At 37.1% G+C, this 17,348-nt stretch carries 15 protein-coding genes and 3 tRNA genes; 10 read left to right on the forward strand and 8 right to left on the reverse strand.

Annotated elements, in window-relative coordinates; genetic code table 11:
* Positions 1-240: 240 nt before the first annotated feature.
* A complete protein-coding gene (locus tag BLW74_RS10695; protein WP_089692391.1) occupies positions 241-1,020 on the forward strand; it encodes a GLPGLI family protein in 780 nt (259 codons plus the stop codon).
* Between the two features lie 772 nt (positions 1,021-1,792).
* Here the strand turns inward: BLW74_RS10695 and BLW74_RS10700 are convergent.
* The 3 genes from BLW74_RS10700 to BLW74_RS10710 form a co-directional block, all read right to left on the reverse strand.
* Positions 1,793-1,865, reverse strand: a tRNA-Met gene (locus tag BLW74_RS10700).
* Positions 1,866-1,903: 38 nt separating this feature from the next.
* A tRNA-Met gene (locus BLW74_RS10705) sits at positions 1,904-1,976 on the reverse strand.
* A 38-nt stretch (positions 1,977-2,014) separates the two neighbouring features.
* Positions 2,015-2,087, reverse strand: a tRNA-Met gene (locus tag BLW74_RS10710).
* A gap of 101 nt (positions 2,088-2,188) precedes the next feature.
* Between BLW74_RS10710 and BLW74_RS10715 the strand changes: the two genes are divergently transcribed.
* The 8 genes from BLW74_RS10715 to BLW74_RS10750 all read left to right on the forward strand — a co-directional run bounded on the left by BLW74_RS10715 (position 2,189) and on the right by BLW74_RS10750 (position 9,238).
* Positions 2,189-2,800, forward strand: a complete 612-nt coding sequence (locus tag BLW74_RS10715; RefSeq protein WP_089692392.1) for an L-threonylcarbamoyladenylate synthase — start codon at positions 2,189-2,191, stop codon at positions 2,798-2,800.
* Between the two features lie 51 nt (positions 2,801-2,851).
* Complete coding sequence (locus tag BLW74_RS10720; RefSeq protein ID WP_089692393.1) at positions 2,852-3,553, forward strand: CPBP family intramembrane glutamic endopeptidase; 702 nt, start codon at positions 2,852-2,854, stop codon at positions 3,551-3,553.
* 4 nt (positions 3,554-3,557) lie between these two features.
* Positions 3,558-4,316 (forward strand): peroxide stress protein YaaA, encoded by a 759-nt coding sequence (gene yaaA, locus BLW74_RS10725; RefSeq protein WP_089692394.1) that lies wholly within the window; start codon positions 3,558-3,560, stop codon positions 4,314-4,316.
* Positions 4,317-5,165 carry a peptide chain release factor N(5)-glutamine methyltransferase gene (prmC, locus tag BLW74_RS10730; RefSeq protein WP_089692395.1) on the forward strand — a complete coding sequence of 283 codons (849 nt, stop codon included), beginning with the start codon at positions 4,317-4,319 and terminating at the stop codon, positions 5,163-5,165.
* Between the two features lie 27 nt (positions 5,166-5,192).
* Entirely contained in the window at positions 5,193-6,215 is a 1,023-nt protein-coding gene (locus tag BLW74_RS10735; RefSeq protein ID WP_089692396.1) for a serine hydrolase domain-containing protein, read from the forward strand.
* Between the two features lie 4 nt (positions 6,216-6,219).
* Positions 6,220-6,579: a DUF4180 domain-containing protein gene (locus tag BLW74_RS10740; protein WP_089692397.1), complete on the forward strand. Its 360-nt coding sequence runs from the start codon at positions 6,220-6,222 to the stop codon at positions 6,577-6,579.
* A gap of 537 nt (positions 6,580-7,116) precedes the next feature.
* The gene (locus BLW74_RS10745) at positions 7,117-7,689 is read left to right on the forward strand and encodes a hypothetical protein (RefSeq protein ID WP_089692398.1); all 573 of its coding nucleotides are present in this window, start codon (positions 7,117-7,119) and stop codon (positions 7,687-7,689) included.
* 7 nt (positions 7,690-7,696) lie between these two features.
* Complete coding sequence (locus tag BLW74_RS10750; protein WP_227413205.1) at positions 7,697-9,238, forward strand: L-type lectin family protein; 1,542 nt, start codon at positions 7,697-7,699, stop codon at positions 9,236-9,238.
* A gap of 169 nt (positions 9,239-9,407) precedes the next feature.
* Here the strand turns inward: BLW74_RS10750 and BLW74_RS10755 are convergent, their stop codons facing one another.
* From BLW74_RS10755 to BLW74_RS10775, 5 genes are all read right to left on the reverse strand, one after another.
* Complete coding sequence (locus tag BLW74_RS10755; protein ID WP_089692399.1) at positions 9,408-10,049, reverse strand: rhomboid family intramembrane serine protease; 642 nt, start codon at positions 10,047-10,049, stop codon at positions 9,408-9,410.
* Between the two features lie 41 nt (positions 10,050-10,090).
* Positions 10,091-12,682, reverse strand: a complete 2,592-nt coding sequence (locus BLW74_RS10760) for a DNA gyrase/topoisomerase IV subunit A (RefSeq protein WP_089692400.1) — start codon at positions 12,680-12,682, stop codon at positions 10,091-10,093.
* A gap of 6 nt (positions 12,683-12,688) precedes the next feature.
* On the reverse strand, positions 12,689-13,165 hold the full coding sequence (locus BLW74_RS10765) for a hypothetical protein (RefSeq protein ID WP_089692401.1): 477 nt from the start codon (positions 13,163-13,165) through the stop codon (positions 12,689-12,691).
* Between the two features lie 164 nt (positions 13,166-13,329).
* Positions 13,330-15,216: a DNA topoisomerase IV subunit B gene (locus BLW74_RS10770; RefSeq protein WP_089692402.1), complete on the reverse strand. Its 1,887-nt coding sequence runs from the start codon at positions 15,214-15,216 to the stop codon at positions 13,330-13,332.
* A 222-nt stretch (positions 15,217-15,438) separates the two neighbouring features.
* Positions 15,439-15,975, reverse strand: coding sequence for a DUF2867 domain-containing protein (locus tag BLW74_RS10775; RefSeq protein WP_089692403.1), 537 nt, complete (start codon positions 15,973-15,975; stop codon positions 15,439-15,441).
* Between the two features lie 209 nt (positions 15,976-16,184).
* Here BLW74_RS10775 and BLW74_RS10780 point away from each other — a divergent pair, with 209 nt between their 5' ends.
* Complete coding sequence (locus tag BLW74_RS10780; protein ID WP_089692404.1) at positions 16,185-17,333, forward strand: methionine aminotransferase; 1,149 nt, start codon at positions 16,185-16,187, stop codon at positions 17,331-17,333.
* The last annotated feature ends 15 nt before the right edge of the window (positions 17,334-17,348 follow it).

The following is a 17,348-nucleotide window of genomic DNA, read 5'->3' on the forward strand; positions in this document are numbered from 1 at the left end:
AGGAGTAGTTAGCGCATTTCCTTTTAGAACATCTTGCGGGAAAGTCTTACAAGTAAGCCAGACTATCGCGAACAACATGTCAGATAATCAATTATCGAACTATCTTACAGATCTTAACGGAGAAACATGTCCACAACATGCCGGATCTGCTGTTGTAACTGTAATCTACAGCCACTAAAAAATTAAAATTTCAACTGAAGACCGTCATAAGTTTGGCGGTCTTTTTTAATAAGAGACTATATGAAAAAGATAATCCTGCTGATTAATTTATTAATGGTAACATTTTTTTTCTGTCAGAAAAAATTTGACGTAGTTTACGAAGCTGATTACAAGTTAAATTATAAACTTTCAAAATCAGGCAACTACAAGAAAACAACTACTTTTGCCTTGCTTATAAATCAAGATGCTTCCTTTTTTAAAAATATGAATAAATATATAGCGGATTCACTAGAATTTGAAAAGGTACATCTTCCTCTAAATGAATCAATGAAATATGTGACTGACTTTAGAGAAACCATTGGAACAACCTCTTCTAAACTTTACGTAACAACTGAGATAAATTATGCTGACTATTCATATGAAGAGCCTAATAACTTGAATTGGAAGATTAAGAATGAATTTAAAACTATTCTTGGCTTCAAATGTCAAAAAGCAGAAACTACCAAATACGGAAGAACCTGGACAGCTTGGTTTGCTGCGGATATTCCTTTCCAATATGGCCCTTATAAATTCAACGGATTACCCGGTTTAATTACTGAACTATATGACACTAAAGATGATTTTCATTACATATTGTATACGTTTAGAAAAAGAAAATATACGTGTAAATCCGCTAACATTGCAGCCAACGCCAAACAAACCACTAAAGAGAAAATTTGGCAAATTTTAAAAAATAAGGTTGCGGGAAGAATGCAGGTGCATGAACAGTTTATTGAAGATAAAAATGACCTTGAAATGATAAGAAGAAACGCTGAATCCGCAGCAAAAGATTATAACTATATAGAGTTAAGCATTTATTAGAAAAGTATACAAGTACTATTTAAGATGATCTTTTGTCAGTTCTATAATTAAATTTACAAATTAATCAGGCAAATTAAAAAATTAAACACGTCAAATCTTGTCGTGTTTTTTTTCTTCTAAAAATTTTGAATAATCTTCTGCCAATTCCGCATCAATATCTCTCAAGTATGATTTCAACGCTTTTAAGGTAGAGTGCCCGGTAACTTTCATAAGTAAGTCGTAAGTCTCCAGCTCCGTTCTTTCCTTTCTCAATTCCCGGAATAACTTTGTGATGAGGATATGTCTGAAATAATAAATTGTGTACTATTCTCCAAAGCAGCTTTTACTTCTTTAAACTCAGCAGAGAAATAATTCCTTCGATTTACTTCTATGGTTTCAATTCCTCTTTCGTTTGTTTAAAACCCCAACCATACCCGCTCCAAAACGGATCTCTTTTAATAATGAAAGCATTACATCGGGAATTATCTTAGTTTTTATGGGGTGGGGTTGTTTTGACTACAGGTTCATTTATTTTAAGCTCTTCGAATTTAAGCCTTATAACCTGAATAGGCCGAAGGAAATTATACAAGACTAATTGTATAAATAACAAAAGCTGTTTGTCTCTCAATATTTCTTCAAAAAGATCATCAAACTGTTTGCTGGAATATGATTTATCTTTTGTTGGTGTATGATTTTGATTTTCGATTTCCTTTACAAAATTATCATTTATTAGCCTATATCCCTTTAAGAATATTAAAAAGAGAAGCAATAGTATTGCTTCTCTTTCGTTGAGTAGCGGGAACCGGACTCGAACCGATGACCTTCGGGTTATGAGCCCGACGAGCTACCTACTGCTCCATCCCGCGGTGTATTTTTAGAGTGCTTACCGAAAACACTTGCTTAGTAGCGGGAACCGGACTCGAACCGATGACCTTCGGGTTATGAGCCCGACGAGCTACCTACTGCTCCATCCCGCGGTGTATTTTTAGAGTGCCTACCGAAAGCACTTGCTTAGTAGCGGGAACCGGACTCGAACCGATGACCTTCGGGTTATGAGCCCGACGAGCTACCTACTGCTCCATCCCGCGATATTGGATTGCAAAGGTACGAATATTTTTTACAAATCCTAATTTTTCTTTTAAATAAAGGACTTTTATGAAAACTATTTTATTATTTGTATCTTTGTTTTATGGCAAAAATATTAAAAATTTATCCAGACAACCCACAGGAAAATCTTGTGAATGAGGTTATTAAAACCCTAAATAATGGCGGGCTGATTATCTATCCTTCAGATACGATTTATGCATTAGGCTGTAATATTTTTGATATCAAAGCCATGGAAAAATTGGCACAGCTTAAAAAAACAAAGCTTGAGAAGTCTAAATTTTCCATTATCTGTAATGACCTGAGCCATCTTTCTGACTTTACCAGACCTATTGAAACCTCGGTTTTCAGATTCCTGAAAAGCCATCTTCCCGGACCTTTTACTTTTATTCTTGATGCCAATAAAAGTTTACCCCTGGCCTATAAAGGTCATAAAACAATTGGTATCCGTGTCCCAGACCACCCGATTCCTCAGCTTATTGTTGAAAAATTAGGCCATCCTATCGCTTCCACCTCCATCAGAGATGATGATGAAATCATTGAATATTCTACTGATCCTGAGCTTATTGCAGAAAAATATGATCATCTGGTAGATATTGTGATTGATTCCGGATATGGAGATAATGTGGCCTCCACAATTGTAGACCTTACTTCAGGAGAACCGGAGATTATCCGTCAGGGAAAAGGAATTATCTAGTTAAAAAAATTACAGTTTAAAGTTCAGGGTTTACGATTGACAGACTAGATTATGGGGATTAATGGGAAGTATTCTATAGGAATTTTGCTCACTTTTGTTCTTTTGGCTGCTGCGATGCTTTATGCTTTCCCTGCTGTTACATTAATAACGGGAATACGCGGCATCACAGGAACCAATTTTCTTATTACCCGATTTATAATCTGGGGAATTTTTTTTATTGTATTGCTCTACAGCTTTTTTATTGAAAAAGAATCATTTCTATTAAAAAAGGAGATCAGGTATTCATTGGTATTTTACCTGAAAGCCGTTGTCTGTCTTTATTTTATATGCAGCATTGGCGGCGCATTACTGAATATAATTATCCATCTTCTGGTTCATGAAAAGATAAGCGGAAAGCTTTTTGAACTTACTCCGATTTTTAAAAGCAATTATTTTTTGCTTATTTTTACATGCTTTACAGCTGGAGCTGTGGAGGAGCTTCTGATGCGGGGCTATATACAGTCCAGAATTGAAAAAATATACAATAATTCAGCGGTAGGAATTATTTTTTCTGCTGTTTTATTCGGAATTTTGCACAGTACTTATGGCACCATCGGTCAGGTGGTTATACCCTTCTTTATAGGAGTTGTTTTTGCTGTATTTTATAAAATCTATTCGAATATTAAAATCCTCATTATCTGCCATTTCATGATTGATTTTATCTCTCTCGTGGCCATGAATTTTATGGATATTAAACACTTATCTTTATTTTAGCATTATGAAAATTATAACATCACCTGCCAAATTAATGAACGTAGAAAACGCAACAGAACTGTTGAAATCATCTACTCCGAAATTCATTGAAGAGGCCGCTTTTATACAGTCTTATTTAAAAGAAAAATCACCAAAATATCTTTCTGAGCTGATGGAAATATCACCAAAGCTGGCTGATGAGAACTGGGAAAGAAATCAGAAATGGAAATCCAAGCCTACCGGTAAGGAATCGGCTCCTGCGATGTTTGCCTTTACAGGAGAAGTATACAGAGGGCTGGATGCCAAGACACTGGATAAAAATGCTGTGGATTATCTGCAGAAAAATTACAGAATACTCTCCGGATTGTATGGATTGCTGAAACCATCAGATAAAGTAATGCTTTACCGATTGGAAATGGGACGTCCTTTTCACTTTGATGAATACAAAAACCTGTATGAATTCTGGAGAGAAAAAATTACAGACCAACTGAATTCTGAGATGAAAAAAGGAGAAATTCTTCTTCAGCTTGCCAGCATCGAATACGGAAAGGTAATCGACAGAAAGAAACTCAATCATAAAGTTATTGATTTTGAATTCTACGAACTGAAAGACGGAAAGCTGAAAACCATTGTAGTGTATACAAAACATGCCAGAGGACTTGTGGTGAGGTTCTGCGCTGAAACCAATGCCAAAACACTGGAAGACGTAAAAGCGTTCAACTATGAAGGCTACAGAATAGATGAAGAGAAATCTACAGATACAAAACTGGTTTTCACAAGATAAATGACAATTTCAGCCCTAAAAAAATATTTTAAAGCAGAGCTTTCCGGACTTTATAATGAATCGGAAAGCATCTTTTTATCCTCTCTTTTCATTCATCAGATTGTAGGCTTTGATCATTTCCAGCAAAGAAGATTTTCTGAGCAGGAACTTCTGGACGGAGATGAAGAAAAACTCTTTCAGGTGATTTCTGAGCTTAAAACGGGAAAACCTTATCAGCAGATTCTTGGGGAAACTGAATTTTACGGAATGAGAATCTTTGTAGATGAAAATGTACTGATTCCCCGTCCTGAAACGGAAGAACTGTTGGAAATTGCCATCAGGGAAATTCAAAGTTCAGGATTTAAGATTCAGGGTTTAAAGATTCTGGACATCGGAACCGGAAGCGGGGTGATTCCTTTAGTGCTGAAAAAGCATTTTCCGGAAGCGAAAGTTTCATCCATAGATTTTTCTGAAAAAGCACTGGAAACAGCTAGAAGAAATGCTGATTACCATCAGTTGGAAATACAGTTCATTCACGCTGATTATCTTCATCATGAGCCGGCTGAAAATTATGATATCATTATTTCAAATCCTCCCTATATCGGAATAGAAGAAGAGATTGACATTGCTGATTCCGTGAAGGAGTTTGAACCTAAAATGGCTCTTTTTTCTCCTGTTGCTGATGCTTTGATCTTTTATAGGAAAATTGCTGAAGATGCAAAAAAGCATTTGAAGGAAAGTGGTCTCCTGTTTTTGGAAATCAATCAGAAATTAGGCCCTGAAACGCTGGAACTGTACTCATACTTTTCTAACGCTCAATTATTAAAGGATTTATCTGAAAATGACAGGTTTATTTATGGAAGGAAATAAGTAATTTTGCCTTCATACCACTAACCTATGAAAACTTTAAGAGGGAATTTGCTCGCTGCTGTTTCAGTGATTATACAACTGGTATCATGTACACAGCATCCTAAAGATATTGTCAATGAATACTACACTAAAGGAGCGCTCAACGGCTCTGTTCTGGTTGTAGAGAACGGTAAGGTTGTTTGCGATACAGCACTCGGATTGCGAAATATTGAAAAGGGGCTGAAAGCAGATAAAAATACCGCATTTTATATTGCTTCACTCAGTAAATCATTTACAGCCACAGCAATTTTAATATTGGAGCAAAAGAGTTTATTAAAGCTTGATGACAAAGCATCCGCTTTTACTGCTCTTCCTGAATATGCAAAAAACATTACCATCAGACAGCTTTTGAACCATACTTCGGGAATTAAAGATTATGAAGATTTGTTTTCGAAAAAAGGATTGACTAACCAGGAAGTAATGCAGTGGTTATTCCAGCTTAAAAATCTGGATTTTACTCCAGACAGCGGTTTTAAATACAGCAACAGCGGCTATATTATTCTTTCTCAGATTATCGAAAAGATTTCCGGAAAAACGTTTTCGGCTTTCATCAGTGAGCAGATCATTACATCTTTAAAGATGACTAATACCTATGTGTATGAAACTGATACCGTTATTCCAAATAGAGCATTGGGTTACAATCAACATAAAAAACCTGATGATTATTCAATCTTAACAACCGGTGATGGCGGGATCTACTCAACTCCTGAAGATCTTTTTAAATATGACCAGGCTTTAAGAAATAACACTCTGATCAGCAAACAAAATACGGCCCTTATGTTTACTCCGGCAAAGTTGTCGAATGGCAGAAATTCCAGTTACGGACTGGCATGGTTTCTGGAAGATAAAGGCGGGGATAGAACCGCGATGCACACTGGCGGTCTGAATGGCTTCCGGGCCTTATTCTGGAGAGATCTGCAACATAACAGCTGTATTATCGTCCTTACCAATCAGGGTGACGCATTTCCGTTACACCATTTTTTACATGATATAAGAAAAACTATTCAATAACAAGATGACTATTCAATCTCACGAAATCGGTACTATAAAAATTGCGGAAGTTACTTCTGATGATATGATCATCCAATTGGTTCAGGATGGTCTTGATCTTATGGGAAATATTTACTATCAGGGCTTTGACAAGGTAGTTCTTTACGAAAAAAACATTACTCCCGAATTTTTCGATTTAAAAACGAAAATTGCAGGCGAAATTCTCCAAAAATTTTCGAATTATCGTATCGGACTGGCTATCGTAGGGGATTTTAGCAAATATGAGAGTAAGAGCATGAAAGATTTTATTTTTGAAAGCAATAAAACAAAGCACATCAACTTTGTCAATACGCTGGAAGATGCGTTGAAAAATTTTTCAAAATAGCTATTCTTCAATTCTTTATAAATAAAAAAGATGTTTTACTTATTCATCTTTCAATACCTGTACCTTATAGACATCAGTTTTTAAGATTTCTTATTCCGTTAGGAGGACTTGCATAATAAAAATAATCATACCGATTTGTAAATTATGTAAAAATTTAAACCAAAATAGGGTAATTATTAAGAGAACCTTAGAATTAATTCTATAAATATCAACCTCTGGATAATTCTTTGTATATTTGCAAAAAAACACGAGGGAATATGAATCTTACTTATTTAAGAGCTTATACGGCTACATAATTCAATTTACTTTTTTCGACTATTTCAGATATCGAACGAACAATCCTCAGGGAGCGTCTTCTGGTAGATCTGTTATTGGCTTTCAGGAATCCATAGATCTCCTGATGGCATCCTGTAGAAACAATTCATTATTTGCATGAACTGTTAGTGATACTTATCCCTTAACGGAAACGATCAGGCTGAAAAAATGCCTTCTAAAACATAAAAAAACATACACAGATTAAAAATTATTAAGAACATCATGATTAAAAAATTATTTCTATCAATCGTTTTAGTAAGTTCATTGTCATATGCACAAATTGGGATTAACACACCCACTCCGGATGCAAGTGCAGCTCTTGATATTTATAGTCAGAGTAAAGGGATGCTGATGCCAAGATTAACTACAGCACAGAGAAATGCTATCGTCAATCCGGCAAGCTCTCTTCTTATCTATGATACTGATAAAAAGTGCCTAAGCCAGAATGTGGGTACACCTGCCAGTCCGGATTGGTTATGTATCAGCAATAACGCCGTAAAAATGTTTTACATGCCAAGCGTTTCTTTCGATACTTCCACTACTGCTACGGGCAGAACCAAAGACTTATATACATTATATAAAACTCAGTTCGGATCTCCAAGAGCAAAGAGCACCAGCGCTCCTGCCTCTATTCCTTTCTTCCCTTCCAGCAAAGACATTTATTATTATGTAACAGATGCTGATCCTAATGTATTCAGTAATATTACAATTACTGATGATGGTTTAATGAAGTATGATGTAAAAGCGGCGGCTACAGACTGTTCTTTCATCAATATTGTTTTTGTTGTCAAATAATTGAGCTATGATAAAAAGTACCTCAATTGTACCATACAAAAGATTTTTGGCCATTTTTTCGTTGTTCATGCTGTCCCAGCATGTGAAGGCACAGAATGAGCAGGGAACGGGATATCCGTATTTTGTGAACTTTACGCAGGGGCTGCAGCCTCAGGAAGCTTATAAAGTAGCCACCAGCGGTGTTCAGAATGATGCAACCTTTACCACAGACGGGCTCCGACTGACGCGAAGCGTCAACAATATTTCCGGTGGGGTAATCCTTGCTGATAAAATATTCAAAAGTGACCAGGGAATCAAGTTTGAATTTGAATTTGCCATTTATGGTGGTAATACAAACGGAGGAGACGGAATTTCTATCTTTCTGGTAGACGGTTCTATTCCTAAAAACCAGCTTAACCTTGGCTACTTTGGTGGTGGATTAGGGTATAGTTTCGTACGTGGAGGCGAATCTACGGAAGGGCTTAGAGGCGCTTATCTGGGGATAGGTCTGGATGAATTCGGGAATTTCAAAACAAGCTTTAACCAGGGTGAAAGAGTAAGAAATGGAATTTTCGGAGTAGGATTAGCGGATGGAAGAAGCAACGTTTCTTTACGAGGAAAACGCGGAAACCAATCTCTGTCTTCAGCTGAGCCTGCAGGGTATAACGGATATCCACTGCTGTACGCTACAGCTACCAATGCCTCCCCTGCCAGCAACAACAGATCTGCATATCTGGATACTGCGACCGGGAAGTATATCGGTATTAAAAATACGACTCTTCAGCAGTTCAGTATTGAGAGTGGCGGAACCACTATACCTGCTACTGAAAGTGATGCAAGATTCCGTAAAGCATTTGTCACTTTGGTGCCTAACCCGGCAGGGGGTTACAATGTAACTCTTGAAATTCAGCATGGAACGGTAAAAGAAAAAGTGATTGACAATTACTATTATCCTACCTCACTGAAATACACTGAAACTACAATATCCAATTCTACCGTAAGAACATTGGATACTTCTGCTCCAGCTACTTTCAGAATTGGATTTGCGGCTTCTACGGGAGCTGCCAGAAACATCCACTTATTGAAAAACCTTGGAGTTACAAGGCCTTATGCTGCAGAAGTAACAGATGATCTGTTTGCAGGTTGCCCGGGGATCAAGTCAACGTTTTATCCGTTGCTTAATGATGCGGCTTATTCTTCAGCAAACGGTCAGAATCCACCAACGCTTTCCTATAACAACCTTGATTTTAATTCATTCAGGTTTTTGGATAACAATGGAGCTGTAATTCCGAATATTACGAACGGGGTCTACACCAGCAGTCAGGGAACCTGGACGTATTTCCCCAGTACCGGAGCGCTGAATTTCAGACCTGCCGCCGGATTTACAGGAGTTGCCCAGATACAATATGATATTAAAGGCGGCGGAAGCAATGGTACCGAAGCTCCTTACAATAAGGAGGAATACAGATCGCTGCCTGCCCTGGTACAGGTTAATATTTCCAGTGCTAATAACTGCAGCAAAGCGTGCGTTATTTCCAACAAGAATGTAACCCAGAGAATAATAAGATAATCTGATAAAAAAACCAGCTCTTAAGAGCTGGTTTTTTTATTTATTATTGACGGAATATGTAATAATTGATAATAAAAGCACCAAAAACCAATGAACCACAGATCAGTATCACGATGACGCCTTTTACTCTTATATGTTCCTTGGTTTTACTATTTTGATTAAAACAGTCTTATCCTATTCGTTTCTTTATAAAAATTTCATATCCTAAATAAATTAGCGGAAGTGACATGACTCCTAAGAATAGAATGTTGCTCATGGCCAGCTGAGGATGCATTACGATGGAGTAAACCAGCCCGAAAAAAGCCCCTCCAAGGTGCGCTGCATGCCCAAGATTGTCCCATTGCTTTGGATTCAGCATCATATAAACAGAATATCCAAAATATAATGTTCCAAACAACCATCCCGGTAAGAAGTTGACACTAATCTCTTTAGGTGCCATCGCTATGGATGCAAAAATGATCCCCGAAACAGCTCCTGACGCTCCAATCGCTGAATACCATGGCTGATTTTTATAAATCATCAAACTGAATAAATTCCCTAAAATCATGGATCCGAAATAAAGAATTACAAATCCTGTTTCGCCAAAGAAACTAACGACAACTCCCTGGAAAAAATACAGGGAAAGCATGTTAAAAAATAAGTGCATAAAGTCTGCATGCAAAAATGCAGAGCTAATCAGCCTTATATATTCTTTACGATTCGAAATAGCCCCCACATTGAATTTATATTTTTCAAACAGTGCTATATTGTTGAATCCCATGTAACTAAAAATACATGTGACTGCAATGATGATTAAAACAACTATATCCATCGTATGTTTTTTATGTTATATCTGAACAGATACTGTATGATCTATTCATTTTCATTATTCCTGTCCTCCTGAAAAAGGTCGCCAATGATTCCTCCGTCTTCATCCATTTCACCTGCCGGTTCAGGATCTTCATAAACCTCCGGTTCCTCTTCTACCGGCTCAGGAATGGTAATATTGATTGCTTTTACTTTGAATTTTGTAAACTGGTTCCCGATTGCCTTTATTCCTTTTACGGCAATAAATTCATCAATATTTATCGTTTCCGGTTCACGTTCTTTTCCTTTATCTTTCGCAAAAATAATTTCTGCGGTTACATCATTGGCCACAATTACGTTTTCAATGAATGATTTCGGGTGTTCGGAAGGCATAAAAGTCTGCACATTCAGTGTATTTTCCAGCAGGAATCTCTTAATGAAGTAGATGTCTTTTTCTCCATCGTAATAAATACAGGTGATGGGCTGCGCAGGTCTCCACTTTTCCAGAACCAGATATTCATCATCAAAACGATTGCCAAGATCAAAAGAAACCAGTTTTACTTCACCATTGGTATTGATGGTAAGGATTTTATCATCTCCTTTAAAGCTTCCCAGTAAAGTTCCTCTCGCGTCTGCATTCAGTCTTCTCACAGTATCATCAAACCAGATTTTTCTTGGAGCCAGAGTAGAAACTCCTTCTTCCTTCATATCTACCTTCTTTACTGCATATTTTGTTACCAGATTCCCTTTGGAATCACGTCCTTTGATGGCAAGATCGGAGAAATTGATCTCCATTTTATTCTTTCTGATTCTTGGATTGGGTTTCAGCAATACCGTTACGGTTTCTGCTTCACCATTTGGATTGGCCGAAAAATAAAGCGTTTCTGAGCCTTTTTTATCTGAGGCCAGCGGATAATCTGTATTTCTGGTCACTCCGGTTACAGAGAATCTCTTCATGTAATAAGGTCCTTCCCTGCCTTCGCGGTAGATCATATTATAGACTGTTCTCTTATCATTTTTCTTCCAGATGGCAACATGCAGGATATCTTTACCCACAAATGTTTTGGCTTCTACTTTTACCACCTTCATACTTCCGTCTTTTCTGAAAATGATGATATCATCAATGTCGGAACAATCGAATAAATACTGGTCTTTCTTAAGGGAGGTTCCTATGAATCCTTCTTCAAAGTTGGCATAGAATTTTTCGTTGGCAACTGCTACTTTTGTAGCATCAATGGTATCAAAGATTCTTAGTTCTGTTTTTCTCTGCTTGTCTTTACCGTATTTTTTCTGAATATTCAAGTAATAGTCAATCGCATAGGCAATCAGGTTGGCAAGGTGGTATTTTACCTGTTCTATTTTGCCTTCCAATGATGCGATATTTTCTTTAAATTTATCTAAATCAAATCTTGAAATTCTTTTGATTCGTATTTCGGTCAGTTTTAGAATATCCTCTTCAGTGACAGCTCTCAGAAGATGCTTAGTGTGGGGTTTTAATCCGGCATCAATGGTTTTTATGACCTCTTCCCATGTTTTCACCTCTTCGATATCATGATAGATTCTGTTTTCTATGAAAATTCTTTCCAGTGATGAGAAATGCCAGCTTTCCTGAAGCTCATGAAGTTCAATTTCGAGTTCTTTTTTCAGCAATGATACAGTATGATCCGTATTCATTTTCAGAATATCAGAGACATTCATAAACATAGGTTTATCTCCTACAATGACGCAGGCATTCGGAGAAATAGTCACCTGACAGTCTGTGAATGCATACAGGGCATCTATCGTCTTATCCGGAGAAACATCATTATGAATATGGATCAGGATTTCTACTTTATCTGAAGTATTGTCCTCAATTTTCTTGATTTTGATTTTTCCTTTCTCATTGGCCTTTAAGATAGAGTCAATAAGATCGGTTGTTGTTTTGGAGTACGGAAGCTCAGATATCACCAATGTGTGCTTATCCGTCTGGGTGATTCTTGCTCTAGCTCTTACTTTTCCCCCTCTGTGACCGTCATTATATTCCGAAACATCCAGAAATCCGGCTGTTAAAAAGTCAGGATACAGTTCAAATTTCTTTCCTTTTAAATAGGCTACAGAAGCATTGATAAGCTCATTGAAGTTATGGGGAAGTATTTTGGTAGAAAGCCCTACTCCAATACCTTCTACACCCTGTGCCAAAAGCAGGGGAAATTTTACAGGTAAATCGACAGGTTCATTGTTTCTTCCGTCATAAGACTTGGTCCATTCTGTAGTTTTAGGATTAAAGACGACTTCCAGCGCAAAAGGAGTCAGCCTGGCTTCAATATATCTTGCCGCAGCGGCAGAATCTCCGGTAAAGATATTTCCCCAGTTTCCCTGCGTATCTATCAGCAGCTCTTTCTGCCCGATCTGCACCATGGCATCTGTAATGGAAGCATCGCCGTGCGGGTGATATTTCATGGTATTTCCCACGATATTGGCCACTTTATTGTAACGCCCGTCTTCCAGCTCTCTCATAGAGTGCATGATTCTTCGCTGAACGGGTTTTAAACCATCATATACTGAAGGGATAGCTCTATCCAAAATTACATAGGAAGCATAATCCAGAAACCAGTCTTTGTATAGACCGGAAACCTTCTTCAAGCTTTCACCTTCATGCGAATGTTCTTCTGTCGTCATCTGTTTTTAATCGTTTTTCTCTTTATTAGCTTTCACTACTTTATTCAGAGAGAGTTTTAAATCGTTTACTTCTTTTTGGGTCAGATAAGAAATATGGTATTTCAGCATTGTAGAGCCATTATTCTTACTGGAAACGGTAATGTATAATCTTTTGAAAAAGAGAATACTGACCACATCATATTTTATCAGTTTGTATTTTGGAAATTCGTCGTGAAGAGGCTTGTCTAAAAAAGGAATAATATTCCTGTTTTTAAAGTTCAGTGCTTCTCCATCGCTGTCATATTCAAAAATCTGCCTGCCGCTGATGTAAAATATAATCAGCAGTATAAGGGGAACAATAATCAATAAATAACTTTCTTTACCCAGTGCATTAAATCTGTATTCATTTGCTACAAATATAATTATTCCGAACACTGTCATCATTAAAAGTAAAGTACTCAAAGAGTTATAAATTGATACTTTATTACGGTTACTTAATCTCATTTTGATTTTTTGGGTGTAAGTTTTCCTAATTTTTACTTCATCCAAAATGTGTGTGTTTTTTTTGTCGGAGTCTGCCCGTTTTCACGAACACTGTATTTTAATTTTTCATTGAATCATTTTTTTATTTCTCAGTTTACAGGGAGTTTTTTTAAGTTTAAATTCTTTTAATTTTCTATTTCATTCAGAATTTCTTTTTTATCAATATCAGTATCATCTTCCACTACAAGATTTTCCAGAATGAAGGTCTGTCTGTCCGGAGTATTTTTCCCCATATAGAATTCGAGAAGCTGATCTATTGTCTGGTCTTTTCCTACAACTACAGGTTCTAAGCGGATATCCTTGCCGATAAAGTGCTTAAATTCATCCGGAGAAATCTCTCCCAATCCTTTAAATCGTGTGATTTCTGGGTTTTTCCCCAGATCATTTAATGCTTTTACTCTTTCGGCCTCCGAATAACAATATCTTGTTTCCTTCTTGTTTCTCACCCTGAATAAAGGGGTCTGCAGGATATACAGGTGTCCGTTTTTAATCAGATCCGGGAAGAATTGAAGGAAGAAAGTAATCATCAGAAGACGGATGTGCATCCCGTCCACATCGGCATCAGTAGCAATGATCACCTGATTATATCTAAGATCTTCCAAACTTTCTTCAATATTTAAAGCGGCCTGAAGAAGGTTAAACTCTTCATTTTCGTAGACTACTTTCTTGGTAAGACCATAGCAGTTCAGCGGTTTACCTTTCAGGGAAAATACTGCCTGAGTTTCCACATCTCTTGATTTTGTAATAGATCCTGATGCAGAATCTCCTTCGGTGATAAAGATCTGTGTATCTCCTTTTCTTTCGGCTTTCTGGTCGTTATAATGCTGTCTGCAGTCGCGCAGTTTTTTATTGTGAAGAGAAACTTTTTTAGCTCTTTCTCTTGCCAGTTTCTGAATACCTGAAAGTTCTTTTCTCTCTCTTTCGGATATTAATATTTTTCTCTGGATGGCTTCTGCAATTTCCGGATTCTTGTGTAAGAAATTATCCAGCTTGCTTTTGAGGAAATCTATGATAAATGTCCTTACCGTAGGTCCGTTCGGGCCCATATCATTAGACCCCAGTTTTGTTTTGGTCTGAGATTCGAAAACCGGCTCTTCTACATTGATCGAGATGGCTGCAATAATAGACTTTCTGATATCTGAAGCATCAAAACTTTTATTGAAAAATTCACGCACGGTCTTCACATAGGCTTCACGGAATGCATTGAGGTGTGTTCCTCCCTGCGTGGTGTTTTGTCCGTTAACGAATGAAAAATAGGTTTCTGTCTGTGATTTATCAGAATGGGTAATGGCAAGTTCAATATCCTCATCTTTTAAGTGAACGATCGGATAAAGAATCTCGCTTTCCAGTTCTTCTTCCAGCAAGTCTTTAAGACCGTTTTCGGAGTAATAGGTTTCTCCGTTAAAGAGAATTTTCAATCCCGGATTCAGGTAGGCATAATTGCGGAGCATTCTTTCGATGTACTCCTTTCTGTATTTGAAGTGCTGGAATATTTCTCCATCTGGAATGAAGGAAATTTCGGTCCCATTTCTGTCCGAAGTTTCTTTTTCGTCAAAGTTTTCTTTGATCATACCACGGGAAAACTCAGCAACCTTCATTTTTCCGTCCCTGAAAGAACGTACACGGAAGTAGTCTGAAAGAGCATTTACCGCTTTGGTACCAACACCGTTCAAACCAACAGATTTTTTAAACGCTTTGCTGTCGTACTTACCACCGGTATTCATCTTGGACACAGCGTCTACCACTTTCCCCAAAGGAATTCCACGTCCAAAGTCACGGATGGTTACTTTACCGTCATCCAGCTTTATTTCAATTCTTTTTCCCGACCGCATTCTGAACTCATCAATAGAGTTGTCCAGAATTTCTTTAAGCAGGATATAAATACCGTCATCAGCAGAAGACCCGTCACCAAGCTTCCCGATGTACATACCGGGGCGCAGACGGATGTGTTCCTGCCAATCGAGGGTTCTGATATTATCTTCGGAGTAGGTTGGATTTATTTCTTGTGACATATATGATTTCAGCAAACATACAAAAGTACAAAATTGTCCAAAATTATCCGAATTTTAAAAATCATTTTTTCCTAACATGTAAGGTTTAGCTGGGAGAGCAGAAATAGAATTTCAAGCCAATTAAATATGTTATAGTACAAAAGCAGTAAAAGTTCATTCTAAGCCCTAAAATTTTTGTTAATATTACGTGCAGTTAAAATATTGTTTTGTAGCTCCTAAATTCTAATTTGCCTTTTCCAGCTTATGTATCATGTTTTTGAGCATAGCAGGCACAATAAGCTTATGAAAAGGACGAACAGGCAAAAAATACAGCACGCCCAGCCAATTATGAAATTTTACGGTGGTGGATATCGTAAGGGAATTTTCTTCCTCATCTTTATTTTTGTCAAACAAAAGAGAAACTCTGAAATCCAGGTGTCTGTAATCTTCTCCCAGAATAATTTCGTTATACGTTTTATCAAAAACTTTAAAAAGTCCTATGCGTTCTCCCACTTCATATTGAGCATCATTCCCTGCCAATTTCTTTCCTGTTTCAGCTCCGGTTTTCAGCCCGAATATTCCGGCTATTTTATTCCTGAAAGCAAACATTTTCTTTCCCCAAACGGGTCCGCTTGTAAAGAAGGCTTTTCCAACTTCTGTAATATCAAGATTACTTCTTCTCTCCGTAAGTTTTCCTTCAAAGCTATCCATATAATCAAAATCTTTTTTTCCTTTGTACAATGCGGATGTTTCCGGAAACTCTGTCTTTTTAATTTTCATTGTTATTGGTTTTTAATGGAGTCTACTCCTACCAAATTTAGGCATCTTTGTGTACATTTTAAAGAAAAAAACCAAACATATGTTTAAAGTCATGTTTTGTCTGAAAATGTCTCGGAACCCGATTTAGAATTACTCTTTACAGAATTTTTATTCTTTCAAATTCAAACCGCTTTAAATATTTCATTAAATTCGGTCAACAAAACTTTTTTATGATACAACTTCCTTTGTCTAAACTTTCCAATGTAGGAACTACTATTTTCAGTCAGATGACTCAGCTTGCCAATGAAAATGAAGCGATTAACCTTTCGCAGGGATTTCCTGATTTTATGCCTGACCCGGAATTACTCAATCATGTAGATCATTTTATAAAAAAAGGATTTAATCAGTATGCACCACTGGGAGGAATGATTGGTCTGAAGGAAGAAATTGCCCGGAAAATAGAAAACAGCCATCAGGCAGTGTACCATCCGGATTCTGAAATAACCGTTACAGCTGGCGGAACGCAGGCTATTTTCACTGCTATTGCTTCTTTTATCAAGAAAGATGATGAAGTGATCATTTTTGAGCCGGCTTACGACTGTTATGAACCTACCGTAGAACTTTTCGGAGGAATTATAAAGCGTTTCGAAATGAAAGCTCCTGATTACGTAATAGACTGGGCAGCTGTAAAAGATCTGGTGAGTGATAAAACCAGAATGATCATCCTTAACAATCCCAATAACCCATCAGGAAAAATTCTGAAAGAACAGGATATACAAGAACTTATCCAGCTGGTAAAAGATACTTCCATTCTTATTTTAAGTGACGAAGTCTATGAAAATATTGTTTTTGACGGGAAACAGCATGTAAGCATCTGCAAATATCCGGAACTGAAAGAAAGAAGTCTTCTGGTAGCCTCTTTCGGGAAACTTTTTCATGTTACCGGATGGAAAGTGGGCTATTGTGCCGCACCCAAAAATTTAACTGATGAATTCCGAAAAGTACACCAATTCAATGTTTTCTGCGTAAATACTCCTATTCAGCTGGCATTGGCGGAATACATGAAAGATGAGAATCACTATACGCAATTGAATCAGTTTTTCCAGGAAAAAAGAGATTTTCTGAGAAAAGGTCTGGGCGGAACTTCTTTTGAACTGCTGGATTGTGAAGGAACCTACTTTCAGGCGGTAAAATATGATAAGATTTCGGATAAAAATGATTTCGATTTTGCATCAGAACTCACGATCAATCATAAGGTTGCGAGCGTTCCTTTTTCTTCATTCTATAAAAATAAGCTGAACGAAAATGTAATCAGACTGTGTTTTGCCAAAAAGCAGGAAACTCTTGAAAGAGCTATTGAAAATTTATCAAAGATTTAATTTAACATCAATTCA

It is taken from the genome of Chryseobacterium culicis (assembly GCF_900108365.1).
GTDB lineage: Bacteria > Bacteroidota > Bacteroidia > Flavobacteriales > Weeksellaceae > Chryseobacterium > Chryseobacterium culicis.